The 18,856-nt window shown below is 51.0% G+C and carries 11 protein-coding genes; 10 read left to right on the top strand and 1 reads right to left on the bottom strand.

The genetic code is table 11. The annotated features are described in order from the left end of the window. The first annotated feature begins 244 nt into the window (after positions 1–244). The 8 genes from TERTU_RS06645 (at position 245) to TERTU_RS06610 (ending at position 14,559) form a co-directional block, all read left to right on the top strand. Complete coding sequence (locus TERTU_RS06645; RefSeq protein WP_015820107.1) at positions 245–3,097, top strand: TonB-dependent receptor; 2,853 nt, start codon at positions 245–247, stop codon at positions 3,095–3,097. Positions 3,098–3,145: 48 nt separating this feature from the next. Beyond that, the gene (locus TERTU_RS06640) at positions 3,146–4,669 is read left to right on the top strand and encodes a tryptophan halogenase family protein (RefSeq protein WP_015818947.1); all 1,524 of its coding nucleotides are present in this window, start codon (positions 3,146–3,148) and stop codon (positions 4,667–4,669) included. After that, complete coding sequence (locus TERTU_RS06635) at positions 4,644–7,088, top strand: glycoside hydrolase family 95 protein (protein ID WP_015817296.1); 2,445 nt, start codon at positions 4,644–4,646, stop codon at positions 7,086–7,088. The genes TERTU_RS06640 and TERTU_RS06635 overlap by 26 nt, the downstream gene beginning before the upstream one ends. Next, a complete protein-coding gene (locus TERTU_RS06630) occupies positions 7,085–8,758 on the top strand; it encodes a DUF5597 domain-containing protein (protein WP_015819141.1) in 1,674 nt (557 codons plus the stop codon). Before TERTU_RS06635 ends, TERTU_RS06630 begins: the two co-directional genes overlap by 4 nt. Positions 8,759–8,770: 12 nt before the next feature. Beyond that, positions 8,771–11,704: a TIM-barrel domain-containing protein gene (locus TERTU_RS06625; protein ID WP_015817636.1), complete on the top strand. Its 2,934-nt coding sequence runs from the start codon at positions 8,771–8,773 to the stop codon at positions 11,702–11,704. A gap of 15 nt (positions 11,705–11,719) precedes the next feature. Continuing rightward, complete coding sequence (locus TERTU_RS06620; RefSeq protein WP_015820490.1) at positions 11,720–12,610, top strand: amidohydrolase family protein; 891 nt, start codon at positions 11,720–11,722, stop codon at positions 12,608–12,610. 58 nt (positions 12,611–12,668) lie between these two features. Beyond that, a complete protein-coding gene (locus TERTU_RS06615) occupies positions 12,669–13,436 on the top strand; it encodes an IclR family transcriptional regulator (protein ID WP_015820749.1) in 768 nt (255 codons plus the stop codon). Positions 13,437–13,539: 103 nt separating this feature from the next. After that, the gene (locus TERTU_RS06610; RefSeq protein ID WP_015816876.1) at positions 13,540–14,559 is read left to right on the top strand and encodes an aldo/keto reductase; all 1,020 of its coding nucleotides are present in this window, start codon (positions 13,540–13,542) and stop codon (positions 14,557–14,559) included. A 34-nt stretch (positions 14,560–14,593) separates the two neighbouring features. Here TERTU_RS06610 and TERTU_RS06605 read toward each other — a convergent pair whose 3' ends face one another. Next, positions 14,594–16,171: a UxaA family hydrolase gene (locus TERTU_RS06605; RefSeq protein WP_041590095.1), complete on the bottom strand. Its 1,578-nt coding sequence runs from the start codon at positions 16,169–16,171 to the stop codon at positions 14,594–14,596. A 357-nt stretch (positions 16,172–16,528) separates the two neighbouring features. Here TERTU_RS06605 and TERTU_RS06600 point away from each other — a divergent pair, with 357 nt between their 5' ends. After that, entirely contained in the window at positions 16,529–17,311 is a 783-nt protein-coding gene (locus TERTU_RS06600) for a FadR/GntR family transcriptional regulator (RefSeq protein WP_015819555.1), read from the top strand. Between the two features lie 128 nt (positions 17,312–17,439). Further along, positions 17,440–18,843: a glycoside hydrolase family 28 protein gene (locus TERTU_RS06595; RefSeq protein WP_015819110.1), complete on the top strand. Its 1,404-nt coding sequence runs from the start codon at positions 17,440–17,442 to the stop codon at positions 18,841–18,843. The last annotated feature ends 13 nt before the right edge of the window (positions 18,844–18,856 follow it).

Here is an 18,856-nt window from a genome sequence, read left to right as displayed (position 1 = left end):
TTGGGCGTTAACGTTCAGCCGGCAAGCCTGCCAATCACTTAAATTGAGGGCATATAAAAAGATTTATGCGCCATATTAAGAGAACCAAGTCACTATTTTTCCTATTTGTCATTTTTATATTTGATAGATATTGCACATATAAAATCGTTAGCCTAGTATCATTCCGGTCGCATTATTCCGCACAACACCCATCGCGAACCGAACACTCGGCTTACGCGCACTAAATAATAAAAACGGGGGAGTTATGACGCATACCTACACGCGTGCAGGCGTCAGCACATCAGTTTTCCTACTTTCTACTCTTGGTCTCATAGGTCCAGCCGCTGCGCAGGGCGAGCAAGATATTGAAGAAGTTATCGTTCGCGGGCTCCGCTCAAGCCTTGAGTCGGCGCAAAATCTGAAGCGGGAGGCCAACAGCGTTGTCGACAGTATTGTTGCTGACGACATCGGCAAATTGCCTGATCGCAGTATCGCGGAGGCGATCCAGAGAATTCCTGGCGTTGCCGTGTCCCGCTTTGACCAGCCGGCCGATCCGGAGCATTTTGCCGGCGAAGGTGCCGGTGTTTCTATTCGCGGTTTACCGCAAGTGCGTGCCGAGTTAAACGGACGCGATATATTCTCGGCCAGCGATGGCCGCAGCCTGAGTTTCGACGATGTTCCTGCGGAGCTGATGTCGGCGGTAGACGTACACAAAACGCCTACCGCCGACATGATTGAAGGCGGCTTAGGCGGTATCGTCAACCTGCGTACGCGGATGCCTTTCGACAGTGAGGATATGTTGTTGTCCGGTACTGTAAAAGCGAACTACGCAGATAATATCGACGAGTGGAACCCCGAAGCTTCGGTTCTCTACAGCAACAACTGGACTAATAGCGCAGGCAAGTTTGGGGTGCTGATTGACCTGTCCACATCTGAAATATCCTCCCGCGCAGACAACCTCTACAACCGAGCATTTTTTCCTCGAGACGACATAGAGGACGACCGTGTGTGGGTGACTAAAGGTTCAGATTGGCGAAGAAACGACTACAACCGAACCCGCTCGGGGCAATATCTTGCACTCCAATGGTCTCCCGGTACTCACCTCGAAACCTACGTTACTGCACTGAGGAGCGAAGCCACTCGAGAGTGGTACGAGAATGCTTTTTTCCTGGACGCCGGGGTCTACCCCGTACCCCCGGAAAACAGTGATTGGGTTTACGACGAAAACAACGCACTTGTAAGCGGCACCCTCACTTCACCATCGGGAATCGCGCTTGGCACCAGCTCGCGAGTTTCTAAAAACGAAAGCACCACCACCGATATTTCCGCGGGCGCGACCTGGTTTGTTAATCAGTGGACTGTATCGGCCGATTTACAGCAGGTTAAATCGACAGCGGAACGCAGCGACTACACATTGGGTACAGTAATATTCCCTGAGCAGATTTATGTGAGTGGACTGGACAATGATGATGGGCCAACTATCGTCGATGTTGATAACACCCTGCGTGATATAGGCAATTACAGCTACGGCCAAATGATGACCTGGCCCGTTAAAAACGAAGCCGAATCGACAGCCGTCAGAGTGGATGCAGAATACGAGTTCGAAGACTCTATCGTTTCTTCCGTGAAAGCAGGCGTACGCTACGCCAAAAAAGAAGCCGACAACCGAGAAGCGTTTAGCTGGTCTGCACGAGTACAGCCATGGAACCTGTCCGCCTGGGGCGATGACGTGCCTAAAATTACCGATGCAAGCCTGATGCAAGCTTACGAATTCGATAATTTTCAGCGAGGCGATGCCCAGGTTCCCCTGTCGGCATGGATGTACAAGCGTGAAGCGCTCAATGACTTCGCAGCAACCACCCATGCGATGGCCGCGACCACACAACCACCCGCTGGCTCCGAATGGGCGACCAGCCTGCCCGATTTTGCAGAGCAGGGAAATCTTAACTACGCACCGAATAAAAATATCCAGGACGAAACGTCAAACGCCGCCTATATCCGCATGGACTTCGCGCTATCCGATCGCTTCGGTGGTAACGCTGGCATTCGCTACGTCAGAACGGAAAACACGGCGTCCGGCTATTTTCAGGCGCCGGGTCTCACTGTTGGAGACGAACAGATTTTTGCATTTCCGTCCGAGCCGATTTCAGCAAAAAACAGTTACAACAGCCTTCTGCCAAGTATGAATTTACGCTTCGACGCAACCGAAAACGTTGTGTTGCGTTTTTCGGCATCGAAAGGTATTTGGAAACCGGAATTTGAGCGCCTGAAAGCAGTGTGGACACTCGATGTCGGCTGGAACGATGCGATACCCGAAGACCAGCGGCCAACCGATGGCGATCAGGTTACGCGGGACATGGTCAAAATTAATTTAACCTCGAATGAAACCAATCCATACCTGCGACCAATGCAGGCCAAACAGTACGACCTTTCGGCTGAGTGGTACTTTAATGACGCCGGTGGGGCACTGACTGCCGCCTTATTTAAAAAAGACGTTTACGATTATTTTCGCGTACAAAGCTACAGCGTAGAAACGCGTGACCTGAACGTGACAGCAACAAATGTGATTAATACCGGAACCGCAGACGTACAAGGGATCGAAATCGGCGGGAGCTATTACTTCGACTTTTTACCAGCGCCTTTTGACGGCTTTGGTGTAACCGGTAACATGACCCTGGTGGACAGTTCAACAGAGCTGCCCGCGCAAGAGGGCACTACGCCAACAGACACCGATGGTTCCCCGATCAACGACCTGCCACTGGAAGGGCTGGCAGAGCGCACCTATAACCTCGCACTGATGTATGAAAAGGAGCGTTTTTTCGTTCGCCTGGCTTACAACTATGCAAGTGAAATTTTGCAGTCCATCGGTCCCAATGGCTGGAACGGGACCGATCAGGACATCGTTTGGAAATTGCCGGTTTTTGCAGATGCGTACTCGCAATGGGATCTCTCAATGGGATACGACATCACGGACCAACTGACACTTAATCTCGAGGCATACAACCTCGGCAAATCCAAAACCAAGGGAATCATGAAACAAAACGAGGCAGGCGAACACCCCGCTTTCGTTTACAGTCAGGACACGCGCTACGGTATTAGCCTGCGCTTCACGTTCTAACAGCACTTAACACATGAAGCCAGTGACATAACTGCCCGCAGCTAAGTTATGAATACGAAGATAAAACACTTCGCGATAGTCGGCGGCGGCACTGCAGGTTGGAGCGCCGCCGCCATGCTCGCAAGGCGTTTTGCAGGGCAATCTATTGCCATTACTCTCGTTGAATCGCCCGAGCACGCAACTATTGGTGTGGGCGAAGCTACCGTACCCGCAATCACCCAGGTACACAAGCAGCTGGGCATAGACGAGCAGGCTATGCTCGTAGCCACCGATGCTACGTTTAAACTCGGTATCGAATTCCGCGATTGGCGTGTACCGGGTGAAAAATTTTTTCACCCGTTTTCCGATTTCGGCGTACCTATAGAGGGAAAAGCTTTTTACCATGCATGGCTGTGCATGCAACAAGAAGCAAAGCTAGAGTCTCATACTGGAAATCCACTGGAGCATTACTCGCTCTGCGCATCGCTGGCACAGGCCGGTAAATTCAGCCTCCCCAACAACCACGCGTCTACCCCCCTCGCCTGGTATGGCTACGCCTATCACTTCGACGGCGCAAAATACGCAAATTTTCTGCGTGACTATGCGCAGCAACTGGGTGTTGCTTACACAAAAGGCACCGTCTCTGCGTTTGTCAAAAACCCTACCAGCGGCAATATTGATTGTTTGGTGCTGAGTGATGGGGCACAGCTGAAGGCCGACTTTTTTATCGACTGTACAGGTTTCAAGTCGCGCCTTTTAGCCCAGGAGTACGGTGAACCTTTCTGCGACTGGAGCCACTGGCTTCCCTGCAATAAAGCCGTTGTCGTTCAAACAGCAGCAAACCCAACCCCACCGCCCTACACCATTTCAACTGCACTCGATAGTGGGTGGGCCTGGTCGATCCCGCTTAAATCACGCACTGGGAATGGTTATGTTTTCTCAGACAACCATATAACGGAAGATCAAGCAGCTTCCCAATTATTACGTCATGTTACGGGCAAGCCGATAAACGATCCTCGCGTCATCACATTCCGTGCCGGCATGCGAGAAAATTTCTGGGTAAAAAATTGTGCTGCCGTCGGATTGGCCAGCGGGTTTATCGAGCCTCTCGAGTCCACCAGTATTTCCATGATCCACACAGCAATTGGCAAAATTATCGAACATCTTCCCAACGGATGCCTGGACCCAAAAGCCACAGAGCATGCTAACCACCTCAACCGCCTCGAATACGAACGCATTCGGGATTTTATCCTGCTGCACTATTGGTTGAGCGACAGAACCGGCTCGAATTTCTGGAAACAGTTTAATGAGCTATCACTGCCGGACACCCTACAATACAAAATTGATCAATGGCTTACCAATGCACAGCTGGTAATACTCGAGCAGGAGAGCTTCCAGGCACAAAGTTGGTTGGCCATGTACAGCGGCTTTAAACGCTATCCGCTTTCATACGCAATAGACGCTCCGATGTCAACTACCGTTCGAGACGTGAGCGCAAAAATGCGCGCAGCCATCGTAAAAGGCGTTTCCCACGCGCCCTATCACCATGAATTTCTCAGTACGCTTTATGAAACCGACGCCGCAACGCAATAATTTTCAGAATCAGAAATTCGCCTGGCAAATACTACTGCTGCTGGCATTTCTGATGGTCGCATTCGCTCCTATAGTACGAGCATCCCACCCGGCGCAAACGAATTTACTATTTTTCTCGCCTGCATCCGATTGGGAAAATCAGGGCTTGCCCATTGGCAACGGCGCCATGGGGGCAGTAATAACCGGCGAAATCAATAAAGAGCTAGTTCAATTTAACGAAAAAAGTCTATGGGAAGGTGGCCCAGGTGCGCAGGGTTACAATTTTGGATTAGCCGCCCCCAATTTCCCCGCCAAGCTAAAAGCCGTTCAGCAACAACTGGCCAAGGGAGCCGTTTTGTCCGCAGAAACCGTCGCCACGCAACTGGGGCAAGACCCTACCGAATACGGTAATTATCAGACCTTCGGTGATCTTATCATCGAACATCTACACTCTACCGAAGTGCAAGACTACCGACGCAATCTTAATATCGAAAATGCATTGGCCAGCGTTGAATATACTATTACAGGTGTAGGTTACCGGCGCGAATATTTTGCCAGTTTCCCGGACAAGGTAATTGTGCTACAGATAGCCTCGGACAAACCCGGCGCCCTGAATCTGAACGTAGGTCTACACACCAGCGACAACCGATCACAGTTACTCAACGCAACCACGCACAGAATGTCGCTTTCCGGAGCACTGAATAATAACGGATTGCGCTATGCCGCAATGGTGGAAGTAAGAACACAAAGCGGAACGGTTGCACGTACCAGTGATAAACTCCAAATTCGCAGCGCAGATAAAGTCACGCTCGTTCTCGCGACTGCCACGGATTATGCACCTGTGTATCCAACTTACCGGGTAGCATCTGGTGCTCCATCTCCACTGGCTGTTGTGGAAACACGACTAAATAGTCTTACCAAAAAAGGCTACCCACTGCTTAAGAGCCGACATATCACGGACTATCGCAGTTTATTCCAGCGAGTCACGCTCAATCTCACCCCGAATTCGAGTCCCAACTCTGTCGCAGACACCAAGCCGCTGCCTGCTCGCCTGGAGGCCTACCACAAAGACACTCCAGAAAATAAACGCGCGCTGGAAACACTGTATTTTAATTATGGCCGCTACTTGTTGATTGCCAGCTCACGCGCAGGGAGCCTGCCCGCCAACCTTCAGGGCGTTTGGAACCATTCCAACACTCCGCCATGGAACGCCGACTACCATGTCAATATTAATTTACAGATGAATTACTGGCCTGCTCTGGTAACCAATCTTAGCGAGACAACACCTCCGCTCTACGATTTTGTTGATGCGCTTCGTGCACCGGGTGAAAAAAGCGCGCAAACACTTGGCGCAGACGCTGGCTGGGCAGTGCTGCTAAACACCAATATCTTCGGGTTTAGCGGACTTATCTCCTGGCCCACAGCATTCTGGCAACCGGAAGCCAACGCTTGGTTAATGCGCTTATATTTCGACTTTTATCAGTTTACTGGCGATAAAAAGTTTTTACGCGAACGGGCATACCCGGCAATGAAAAGTACCAGCCAGTTTTGGATGACCTTTCTCACCCAGCGGGATGGCACCTACTGGGTGAACCCAAGCTACTCACCAGAGCATGGTCCGTTCAGCGAAGGCGCAAGCATGTCCCAGCAAATTGTAAGTGAACTTTTTCGCAATACCCACGCAGCAGCGGAAATGTTGAAAGACCGCCAGTTTGCCCGCAGTTTAAAACCGTTCCTACAAAATACGGATGACGGCCTCCGCATTGGCAAATGGGGACAACTGCAGGAATGGCAGCAAGATCTGGACGACCCCACCTCTCAACACAGACACATTTCTCACCTTTATGCTCTCTACCCGGGCAATCAAATTTCAAATGCCGACACACCTGAGTATTTCAAAGCTGCAAAAACTACGCTGAATGCTCGCGGTGATAGCGGCACTGGCTGGTCAAAGGCGTGGAAAATCAATTTGTGGGCTCGCTTAAGAGAAGGCGACCGCGCGCTGAAGCTGCTAAGCGAACAACTAGAGCACAGCACGTTGCAAAATCTTTGGGACAATCACCCTCCTTTTCAGATCGACGGAAATTTCGGAGCAACGGCCGGAATCGCGGAAATGCTGATCCAAAGCCACAGGGGGAAAATCGAATTATTACCGGCGTTGCCGCAAGCTTGGGCGAATGGCAGTGTAACCGGTCTCCGCGCTCGTACCGGAATCACCGTCGACATTTATTGGAAACAGCACCAGTTGGAAAAAGCCGAACTCAGCAGCACACTAAAGCAGACCATCAGTGTAGTCACAGCGCTCGCTTGCGAAAATTTGACGGTCCAGCATAAAAATTTACCCATGGCAGCTGACTGTAAAAATGGAATTTTGACTCTCGCCACCAAGCCGAACACCACCTACCAAATTGGTGTGGCCAATAAGGAGCCCGTGTTGTGACATCGTTTATCTACCGCAGCTTACTATTGGTACTGATATTCAGTGCTTCTGCGACTTTGTACGGCAAAGAATTACCCGAGTTGCGGACAAAAAATGGTAAGCATGCGCTATTCGTCGACGGGCAACCCTTTTTAATGCTAGCCGCGCAGGCAAACAACTCCAGCAATTACGCCGCTGCACTAGAAAAAGTATGGCCCGTTGTTCATGAAATTCAGGCAAACACATTAGAGATCAATGTTGCCTGGGAACAGGTGGAACCACGCGAGGGGCAGTTCGATTTTAGCTTCGTGGACACACTTATAAAACAAGCGCGACAACACGATATTAAACTCGTGCTGCTCTGGTTCGCCACATGGAAAAATAATGCCCCGCATTACGCGCCTGCCTGGGTAAAACTCGATAATGCACGTTTTCCCAGAGTCGAAACCGACGATGGAAGAATATTAAACTCCCTTTCTCCGCACTTCAAATCAACACTGAATGCGGATAAAAAAGCATTTGTCGCCCTGATGAAGCATCTAAAAAAAGTCGACAAACATCACCAAGTGATCATGGTACAAGTTCAAAACGAGGTAGGTACTTACGGGAGTGTACGCGACTTTTCTACACAGGCGAACTCACTGTTCTCACAACCCGTACCAAAATTGCTCCGCGATGCATTAGCGTTGCCGGATGGCAACTGGACTCAAGCGTTTGGCAGCAATGCAAGTGAATTTTTCCACGCCTACAGCATTGCACGCTATTGCAATGACATCGCCGAAGCAGGGAAAGCCATACACCCCCTCCCTATGACAATTAACGTCGCATTGCGTAACCCGTTTAACCCCGGAAAACCCGGGAGCTACTCAAGCGGAGGTGCAACCGACAATGTTATTGATATTTGGAAAGTAGCGGCACCTGCAATTGATATTATTGCCCCAGATATATACTTTCGCGACTATCGCACAGCAACGAAAATCCTCGATATTTATGCGCGAGACGACAACCCCTTATTTGTGGCCGAGATCGGAAACGATCAGCCCTACGCGCGATACCTGTTCGAAACACTCGGCCGGGGCGGTATTGGTATTGCACCTTTCGGTATGGATACCACCGGCTACACGAACTATCCGCTTGGTGCAAAAGGCTACCGCAGTGAAGACTTCGCTCCATTTGCGGAAGTCTTCGCACTGCTTTCGCCCTGGGCGCATCAATGGGCAAAGATCAGCTATGAATACCCGGTATGGGGCGTTGCAGAACCTGTTGATACCGAGAAAGCACAGGCCGTTTGGAATTCGGCCAACACAGTGACTAAAGCTGCACAAAAAAATCTGGCTACGGAGCTGACCCAAGTCCTGGATTTAGGCTTATGGAATGCCGAAGTAACCTATGGCCGCCCCATGTTTTGGATAGACCCGCCGAAAGGGAATAACCCGGCCTCCGGTGGCGCACTGGTGGCAAAACTTTCGGAAAATAGTTTCTTAGTTACAGGCCTGCGCTCACGCGTTACCTTCATGCCCTCCTCCGAACTTAGCGACAAACGCACAATGATAGTTCGGGTGGAAGAAGGCCACTTTTCAGATAAGGGGAAGTGGGTTTTCGAGCGGGTTTGGAATGGCGATCAAACTGACTGGGGCCTTAATTTCGACGATCAACACCACCTTCTTAAAATAACAATGGCAACCTACTAAGAGAGATTGCGCATGCAACTGACCCATTTAATCAGAAGTAGTTTTTTATGTACCCAAATCGCGCTCACGAGCCTGTTACTCGCTTGTTCGCAGAGTACACAACTCAACAACGCCAAAAACACAGCAGACGCCAGCTCTGCAGTGACACGCACTGAGCACGGTATTATTGTGCATCCTCACACGGGCGCCGCTAAGTCAGTTCGGCTGCAGGTATTTGATGAAAATATCATTCGTGTTACCAGTTCTCCTGCCGATAAGATTGAGTTGCCAGCCAGTATTATGGTTAATGGTAAACCACAAAAAGTGCCGTTTGAAATAAATGAGACTGAAAAAAACGTCACATTGCAGACACCAAAAATGTCGGTACAGGTCGCTATTGGCGACGGTAAAATCGTTTTTACCGATAACAACGGTAAGCGCCTGCAAACGCTGAATAGCGGTAAATTTAATCCAGTTACCCGCGATCCCAGCGGCGCACCTGCCGATACCCATGAGATATCACAATCTTTTTCAACCGAAAAATCAGACGCATTCTACGGTTTGGGGCAGCAGCAAAACGGCCAGGTAAACCTGGCCGGCGAAAACCTCTACCTCACTACCTACAATTTAATTATTACGATACCGTTTCTTACCTCATCAAAGCCGTTCGCGATCCTCTGGGATAACAACAGTGACTCTCGCTTCGGCGACCCCGAGCCAGCAAAACCCCTGTTTGAAAACTTCACACTTTTCAACGCCAAGGGCGAGCAAGGGGCGCTTACCGCTCGCTACTTCGATGGCGACCAGCTTTTGCTGGAACGCGATGAAAAAGACTTAAATTATCAGTTTCTCAGCAACAACAGCATCCGCGAATTTCCGCTGCCGGAGGTCACAGAAGCAGCAAAAAATTTACGCATAGAATGGCTGGGCAGTATCCAAAGCAACACCAGTGGCACGCAGGAAATTCTCATGTATTCCAGCGGCTATGCCAAATTAAGTATAGACAACACGCTGCTGCTTGATCGTTGGCGGATGAACTGGAACCCCTGGTACCACAACACCAAAGTGGCATTTGCCAAGGATCAAAAAAAATCCTTCAAACTCGAATGGGAACCCGGTGGCGGTTACATGAGAGTACTAAGCCACGCACCATCTGCAGAATCCCGCAAAGAACGTATCACCTTCAGTTCAGACGTTGCTAAAGCCATTGATTACTACGTGGTTGCAGGTCAATCAAAGGATGAACAAATCGCCGGGTACCGACAACTCACTGGCAAATCTGTACTTCTACCGCGTTGGGCCTACGGCTTTTGGCAAAGCCGGGAGCGATACAAAAGCAGCGACGAAATCGTAACGGCTGTTAAAGAGTACCGCAGTAGGAAGATCCCGCTAGACAATATTGTCCTGGACTGGTCCTACTGGCCCGTCGATGCCTGGGGTAGTCACGATTTTGATAAAACATATTTTCCAGACCCATCCGAGCTGGTAAGCCAGGTGCACGATCTCAATGCCCATATCATGATCTCCGTTTGGCCCAAATTTTACCCAACGACGGAAAACTATAAAGCGCTCGACAAATACGGTTTCATGCTCAATCGCAATATCGAAGAAGGTAACAAAGACTGGATTTACCCCGGTTTTCTCAACGGGTTTTATGACGCCTACAATCCGGATGCACGCGCACTTTTCTGGCAGCAGTTGGATGCGAAAATTAATCAGAAAGGCTTCGACGCCTGGTGGCTGGATGCGGTGGAGCCAGATATCCACTCCAATGTTAGCTGGAACAAACGCAAGGAGCTTATGAGCCCAAACCATGCCGGTACCGGTGCTCAAGTATTTAATGCCTACGCGGTTCCCCATGCGGAAAGTGTTTACCAGGGGGATCGAGCCAGCGCACCAGACACCCGTGTGTTCATTCTCACTCGCTCAGGATTTGGAGGCATACAGCGTACCGCTTCGGCGATCTGGAGCGGGGACACTGTATCGCGCTGGTCCAATCTTCACGAACAAATTGCCGCTGGTATAAATACTGGACTTGCTGGAATGCCCAACTGGACATTTGATATAGGCGGCTTTACTCCGGAAGATCGCTATCGTTCGTTCGAAGGCAAAAGCGTCGGGCCCTACACCGAAATGGACCCTTCCCAGTTACCCGAATGGCAAGAGCTAAATACGCGCTGGTACCAGCTGGGCGCATTTCTTCCCATTTACCGCTCCCACGGGCAAAACCCCTACCGCGAGATTTATAACATCGCTGCTGAAGGTAGTGAAGCTTATGACTCCATGGTGTGGTACACCCAGCTGCGCTACCGTTTGCTTCCCTACATTTATTCCCAAGCAGGCGATATGTTCCACAAAGATGCAACCTTGATGCGCGGTCTGGCGATGGATTTTCCAATGGATTCCAAAGCCGCATCAATTAACGACGAGTATCTTTTTGGCCCCCATTTACTGGTAGCTCCAATATCCGATTTCGGTAAGCGGGAACGCCAGGTTTATCTGCCAAGAGATACCCTGTGGTACGATTTTTACGATGCAACTCTGTACACAGGCGGCCGCACTATCACAGCCGAAGCACCCCTCAGCCGCATACCTTTATATGTGAAAGCCGGTTCCATTTTGGTGACCGGGCCCACAGCGCAATTCGCGAAGCAAACTGCCAATGGCCCGCTTACGATCACGGTTTATACGGGTGCAGACGGCGAATTTGAGCTGTATGAGGACGACGGTGAAAGTTACGACTACGAACAAGGCGCATGGTCGCGCATTCCGTTGCAATATGATGATCAGTCAAAACAGCTCACCATCGGCGCGCGGCTCGGCGAGTTTAACGGCATGGCCACAGAGCGCGACTTGAATATTCGCTGGATCAGCGCTAAAAATTCCGATAGCGCAGACTTCGACAAGCTCGTCAGCCAAACTGTGCGCTACCGGGGCAAACCGCTCCAAGTGACATTGGGGCAATAGATATACAGGCGACCTATGATCGATACCCACGCGCATCTCCTGACCAATGCGCAACTGCGAGAAATATTTCCGCCGGGCACCGCGCTTCCCGGCGACATTTCGCAAGCCGAATTGGTCAGGCTTGGTAATGTCTGCGGCGTGCAAAAATTTATCACCGTGCAATCACAGGAAAGTGAGGAGGATACAGAAACTCTGCTCTGCAACGCGGTGGTTCACTCTCAGGTGGTCGGCGTTATCGGCTGGCTGAATCTGACAGCCGATAGCGCCGTGAATCAACTCAACCAGTGGCTAACAGACTACCCGGATTACCTGCTAGGTATTCGGCCAATGCTTCAGCACATGAAAGATGAAAACTGGATATTGCAACCCGGCTGTAGCCCCGCGCTGCGCGAAATGAGTCGGCAGCAACTCTGCTTCGAAGCCCTGGTGTACCCCCGTCACCTGAAAGCGCTCACCACCCTCGCGGATCGCTATCCAGAACTCACTATTGTTGTAAACCATGCCGCGAAACCAAATATCGCAGCGGACGAATTCAACATCTGGTATCGACAAATCACCGATTTAGCTCTACGCTCCAATGTCGTATGCAAGTATTCCGGGCTGTTCACAGAGGCAAACCACAGCTCTAAAATCTCGCTGGCCGCCCAGATCCAACCCTACAGCCGCGTACTCTGCAATGCTTTTGGCGAAGATCGTTTACTGTGGGGCAGTGACTGGCCAGTGCTCACAGCGGCGGCAGAATACATTCACTGGCACCACGCAGCAAAAATACAGATAAAAAGATACCTGGGGCAAAATGCGGTAGATAAAATTTTCGGTGGCAATGCAGTAAAGCTCTACCCCATTCGTGCTGGAATACAGAACCATCATCCACTCCCGAGCCAATCTGCCTATCAGCGGGTGTAACCTCCACTTCCGAAAATAGCTCAACCACCGCAGCTCTCCAGCAGGACAATAGAGACTTATGACCAAAGCGCCTAAAACCGATGACGAACGCCGCTACAAAGCCCCAGCGCTGGCCAAAGGTCTGGACATACTTGAGCTACTGGCACTAGAACGCGCGCCATTAAGCAACTCTCAAATGGCAAGCAAACTTGGCCGTTCTATTAGCGAACTCTTCCGCATGGTAGTCACCCTGGAGGAACGCGGTTATATCGAACAACAAACAGATGGCTTTGTGCTCACAAATAAGCTCTTTTCTCTGGGGCTTGCGCAAACGCGCGTGCGTAACCTGATTGAAACTTCGCTGGCAGAAATGAAAAATCTCGCCGACAAGGTCGGTCAGTCCTGCCATCTCACGGTCTGTTCGAACGGACAAATTGTTGTAGTCTCCCGTGTAGAAAACCCTCGTGATCTCGGTTTTTCTGTCCGCATTGGTTACCGACGCCCGCTCGCGGAGTCCACGTCCGGTGCGGTGCTCTGCGCTTATCACCCCATGGAAACCAAACAGAAAATCCTTGCTGAGCTTGCCCTAAATGCAGATCAGGAACGCGAATTTTTAATGCGTATCTTAAAGGTCGAACAAGATGGATATGCCATTCGCGCCAGTGACTTCGTTGAAGGCGTAACCGATATTTCAGTACCTATTCTTGAAAATACAGAAGCTGTCGCCGCACTTACCGTGCCACACGTTCAATGTAAGCCCGAACTGGCGACCATTGAGGGAACATTGCAAGCAGTCAAACTGGCGGTTAGTAATATCGCTACGCTGATGAATACGGAACGCCGCTAAATCAACGACAGCGGATGCTTGCTCCGGTAACTTGCTCCGGTTACTTGCTCGATCTCATCATACTTCGTTAACATGGCCAATATTTTTTGCTTTGTAGTTAACGATGTATTTAAAACCGTGTCCAGCAATATCAAGTGTTACCACTACACCTCGGCTAAACCGCCAGAATAAACTTGCGCTTGGCGCCGCCCCTCTTGGCAATTTATATAGTCCAGTCAGCGAATCAGATGCGCAAGCGACTATCCTCGCAGCAATTAACGCTGGGCTCCAGTTTATAGATACCGCGCCTTTTTATGGGTTCGGTATTAGTGAAAAACGGATTGGCAATGCGCTGCAATTGGAGGGATCTCTCGATATACCGATAGCAACGAAAGTCGGCCGTATTTTGCAACCAACAGCCGACAGGCTCCCTCAAAGCAGAGACAGTTTTTTTAGCAACGCGCCTTACCACGCCAAATTTGATTACTCATTCAACGGCATAATGCAGTCATTCGAAACCAGCTGTGAACGATTGAAGCGCTCCTATATCGACTTGGTACTTGTCCACGATCTCGACGAAGTAACCCACCCAAACGCCTTTTCTCAGCACTGGGATTATTGGCAACAGGGTGGATTTCAGGCACTGCAAGAGCTTAAATCTGCAGGCAAAATAGGAGCAACAGGATTGGGCACCAAAGATGTGGGCAGTGCCCTGAAAATAATTCAAGATACCGCACCAGACTACCTGCTGATTGCAGGTCGCTACACGCTACTTGATACAACCGCCGAAAAAAATCTTTTCCCAGTATGCGAAGCAAGAGGAATAAAAATTATCAGCGCTGCACCTTTTAATTCTGGTATTTTGGCAAACGAACGAGGTAAACGCAGCGATTTTTATGAATATACCTTGGCGCCGCCAGCGATACTAGAAAAAGTAAAACAGCTGGAAAACCTCTGTAAAGAATGGAATATTCCCCTGCCGGCAGCGGCACTTCAATTTCCAATGCAGCATCCACTGGTTGAAACCGTTGTTGCCGGATTCAGGTCAGAATTGGAACTGACTGACGGTGTTCGCTTATCGAACCTGGAAATACCTGATGCCTTCTGGCAGTCGCTGCGAGCGCTACATCGCCGCTGGAATTAAACCAGCGGACAACCGATAAAATCATCTCGCTCGACTAAACCACCGCGCCAATCTTCCAAGGGCAGAATTCGCTGTCACCATAACCCAGCGTTTCACTTTTCGTTTGTTCGCCTGAAGCAATCGCGATAATTGCTTCAAAGATCTCTGCTCCAACTTCTGTAAGCGTTTGTTCACCGTCGATAATAGTTCCGCAATTAATATCGATATCGTCTTTCATGAAATCGTACACGCGGGTGTTGCTGCTCAATTTAAAGCATGGCACAGGTTTAAAACCAAATGCAGAGCCACGCCCCGTGGTAAACCCGATAATATTCGCACCTGAGGCAACCTGCCCGGTCACAGACACCGGGTCGTATCCTGGGCTATCCATAAAAACCAAACCACGGGTTTTACGCTGCTCGGCGTAAAGCAGCACATCAGTGAGTGGCGAAGTGCCGCCTTTCGCCTGCGCCCCCAATGACTTTTCCAGGATGGTACTGAGTCCGCCCGCCTTGTTCCCCGGCGAGGGGTTGTTGTTAAGTTCAAAACCGTTCGCACGCGTGTATGCTTGCCACCAGTCAATTCGCTCACTGAGTTTTGCCGCAACATCAGCGTTAACCGCACGCGCTTTAAGCAAGTGTTCGGCGCCGAATATTTCAGGTGTCTCCGAATAAATCACATTGCCGCCATGTTGAACCAGAAGATCTGCCGCAACACCCAATGCGGGGTTCGCAGTAATACCAGAAAAACCGTCGGAGCCACCGCACTGCACAGCCAAGGTTAACTCAGCCAACGGACACTGCTGACGCGATTGCGCATTAACTGCCGTCAGCAGCGTTTTAACGCGCTCGACACCCTTTTCTATCGCCGCGCGGGTACCGCCCACCTCCTGAATATTAAAACTACTGAAGGTCGCGGAATCCTGTAACCCTGCACGGGATAAAAACCCTTGTACCTGCATGGTTTCACAGCCCAAACCCACCATAAGTACGCCGCCAAAATTGGGGTGGGTAACATAGCCCTCCAAAGTGCGGGTGAGCGCATCGAACCCTTCGCCAGCAGCGCGCATCCCACACCCGGACTCGTGAGTTAGGGCAATAACACCATCCACATTGGGGTAATCCTGTAATACTGCTGGATGAGAAAAGGCTGCAGCAATCTGTTTTGCAACGGTTGCCGAGCAATTGACCGAAGTGAGGATACCAATAAAATTACGCGTGCCGACACGGCCGTTCGCACGGCGAAAACCGCGAAAAAAGCGCTGATTCGCTGGTGTAGTTGGAACTTTTGCCATAACGGCATCTGTACTTGAACCGAAGTTTGCAGGTAACCCCTCCAATACACAATTGTGATAGTGCACGTGGCTGCCAGGTAAAATATCGACCGCCGCCACACCAATAACCTGGCCAAATTTGGTGATTGTATCGCCTTGGCTGATAGCCGTAACAGCCACCTTGTGCATCATTGGAATTTGTTCACGTATCTCCAGCATAATCGCTGACGCGGCGGACTCAGCCTCAGGATGCGCGCCTTGTGTGGGTGCCTTGGGTGGCGAGACTAGTTCGCCGGGCTGTAAATCGGTCAACGCAACAGCGACGTTATCGGCGCTGTCTAACCGCAGTGTTTTATTCACTTTCAACCTCACTCCATCTTGCAATCAACTCAACACCCGCACCTGCAGTCGCCGAGTCACAATATTGAAATGAATCTAACAACTTTTTGGCCTGACAGCAATTCAAATTTTGGTATGACTAATATTGAGGCCACCGCTTTACCACTAATTTCCGAGACTTGGGCAGCAGAGAACCAAGCGTTCACCACATACCTACTCCCGCCGGAGCTGTTGCGACTATAATGGCGGAGCCCGGTAGAATGAATGAACAAAATAGCCGTTGACACGGCCGCTGCTAAGCCCACGGGTACCAGACGTTAACTCCGTGGCCTGCCCAAATAACACGGCACCTCAAAATACTCGATAAGGTCCCTCAACATGATCAACATCACTGGCCGACACGCCCAGCCAAATCGACTTTACCAGCGCGTTGCAGAGGAGTTGGCCAACGCCATTCGCCAAGGCGAATACCCCGCGGGCAGCCGACTGCCCGCAGAACGTAAGCTGGCTGAGCGTTTTGAAATTAGCCGCCCCACCGTGCGGGAAGCGATTATTGCCTTGGAAATTGCTGGAATTGTAGAGGTACGCGGCGGCTCCGGTGTCTATGTTTGCGAAGAAGCCGACTCGGCAGGCAACACCACCGACCTGGATATCGGCCCCTTTGACATCCTGGAAGCGCGCATTTTGTTTGAAGGCGAAGCTGCCGAGCTTGCCGCGCGGCAGATCACAGACGAGGAGATAGCCGAACTACGTGAAGCGCTGGAAGCCATGGTGCAGGAAAACGACGCTGAGCCCATTTGTGAACAAGCCGATGAGAATTTTCACAAATTAATTGCCCGCGCAACCAAGAACGACGCCGTTGTTGCAGTATGCGACCTGTTATGGCAAATGCGAAATGAGTCGCCAATTTCAGCACGAATCCACGAAAAAGTACGCCAATCGGGTTCTCGCCCCCGGATTGAGGAGCACAGAAACGTGTTGGATGCCCTCGCCCGTCGCGACCCCGCGGGAGCCAGGGCGGCCATGCGCAACCACCTGACGGCGGTTATCCAGCAATTGCTGGACGCCACAGAAGCCACAGCGATCGAGGACGCCCGCAAAAGCGTCGAAAAAGACCGCTCCCGTTTTTCGCTAATAGATCGCGCCAAAGCGCTCACCTGATCAGTCATCCGAGACACCTAACCCAGCGCACATTTCAACACACTCCCTTCAGCCAATTTCATAATTGGTCTTACCAAAACGACAGAAATGCTCTACCCTAAGGTCTGACATAACAAAGGTAGAGCATAATGAAACCAATAACTCGCCGCCAACTGCTTCAGGCAACTGCTGCATTCAGCTTGCCGGGTTGTCACAATCTGTCGTCACTGTCGCCCCCCGTAGACTGGGCAACCGCGCAAACCATTGATACTGCAGTTCAACCACCCGTATTCCCGGACAGGCAATTCGATATTCAACATTACGGCGCTGTTGCCGATGGTCAATCACTCAGCACCGGTGCAATAAACAGCGCCATTATCGCGTGCCACAAGGCGGGAGGAGGACGCGTGCTGGTGCCTGCCGGGCACTATCTGACTGGTGCCGTTCACCTGCTATCCAATGTTGAGCTTCACCTGGCCGAAAACGCGCGGCTTAGTTTTAGCCGAGACCCAAATGACTATCTGCCAGCTGTTTTTACACGATGGGAAGGGGTCGAATACATGGGCTATTCGCCTTTGATTTACGCCTACCAGGCGGAAAACATCGGCATTACCGGCACAGGTGTTCTTGATGGCAGTGCCAGCGAAATGCACTGGTGGCCGTGGAAAGGTACGAGCGAGTGGGCACGCCCCGGCTTTGCATCACAGGACAATAGCCGCGCCCAGTTGTTTGCACAGGCGGAGGCCGGCGTCCCACCTCGGCAACGTCACTACAGCGACGGGCACTATCTGCGCCCCCCGTTTATCCAGCCGTACCAGTGCCGCAATGTGTTATTGGAAGATGTCACCATCATCAATGCGCCCTTCTGGCTGGTGCATCCGGTCCTGTGTGACAACGTCACCGCCCGGCGCCTGCACCTCCAAAGTCTCGGCCCCAATTCTGACGGGTGCAACCCGGAAAGCTGTCGCAACGTATTAATAGAGCATTGTTTTTTCGATACTGGCGATGACTGCATCGCCATTAAATCCGGACGCAATGCCGACGGGCGACGACTGAATATTCCCAGCGAAAATATCGTGATACGCCATTGTGAAATGCGTGCTGGCCACGGCGGTGTGGTTATTGGCAGTGAGATTTCCGGCGGAGTTCGCAACGTTTATGCGCACGACAACCGCATGAGCAGTCCAGACCTGGAGCGCGGTTTCCGCATAAAGACCAACTCAGTCAGGGGTGGATTAATCGAGAACATTTACCTGCGTGACATTCAAATCGGTCAGGTAAAAGATGCCATCGTAATAAATTTTCATTACGAAGAAGGCGACGCTGGAAAATTCGATCCGACAGTACGCAACATCAACCTGGACAATATCAGTTGCGAACACGCCCAACAGGTATTCCAAATTCGCGGATTCGACCGCGCGCCCATAAAACAACTCTCGATCACCAATTCAACATTCAACCGTGCGCGCAGCGCAGGTGTAATTGAGCATGTCGACGGACTGACCTTATCGGGCGTATCGGTGAACGGCAAACCCTATGGTGCGGCGACATGAGCGCTTAAGAAAT

Source organism: Teredinibacter turnerae T7901 (assembly GCF_000023025.1).
Taxonomy (GTDB): Bacteria; Pseudomonadota; Gammaproteobacteria; order Pseudomonadales; family Cellvibrionaceae; genus Teredinibacter; species Teredinibacter turnerae_B.
This window is presented reverse-complemented; position numbering and strand designations above follow the sequence as displayed.

Coding starts and splice junctions, on each gene's coding strand:
- TERTU_RS06615 (WP_015820749.1), top strand. CDS start 12,669: ATGACCAAAGCGCCTAAAACCGATGACGAACGCCGCTACAAAGCCCCA.
- TERTU_RS06625 (WP_015817636.1), top strand. CDS start 8,771: ATGCAACTGACCCATTTAATCAGAAGTAGTTTTTTATGTACCCAAATC.
- TERTU_RS06640 (WP_015818947.1), top strand. CDS start 3,146: ATGAATACGAAGATAAAACACTTCGCGATAGTCGGCGGCGGCACTGCA.
- TERTU_RS06610 (WP_015816876.1), top strand. CDS start 13,540: ATGTATTTAAAACCGTGTCCAGCAATATCAAGTGTTACCACTACACCT.
- TERTU_RS06595 (WP_015819110.1), top strand. CDS start 17,440: ATGAAACCAATAACTCGCCGCCAACTGCTTCAGGCAACTGCTGCATTC.
- TERTU_RS06645 (WP_015820107.1), top strand. CDS start 245: ATGACGCATACCTACACGCGTGCAGGCGTCAGCACATCAGTTTTCCTA.
- TERTU_RS06635 (WP_015817296.1), top strand. CDS start 4,644: ATGAAACCGACGCCGCAACGCAATAATTTTCAGAATCAGAAATTCGCC.
- TERTU_RS06620 (WP_015820490.1), top strand. CDS start 11,720: ATGATCGATACCCACGCGCATCTCCTGACCAATGCGCAACTGCGAGAA.
- TERTU_RS06600 (WP_015819555.1), top strand. CDS start 16,529: ATGATCAACATCACTGGCCGACACGCCCAGCCAAATCGACTTTACCAG.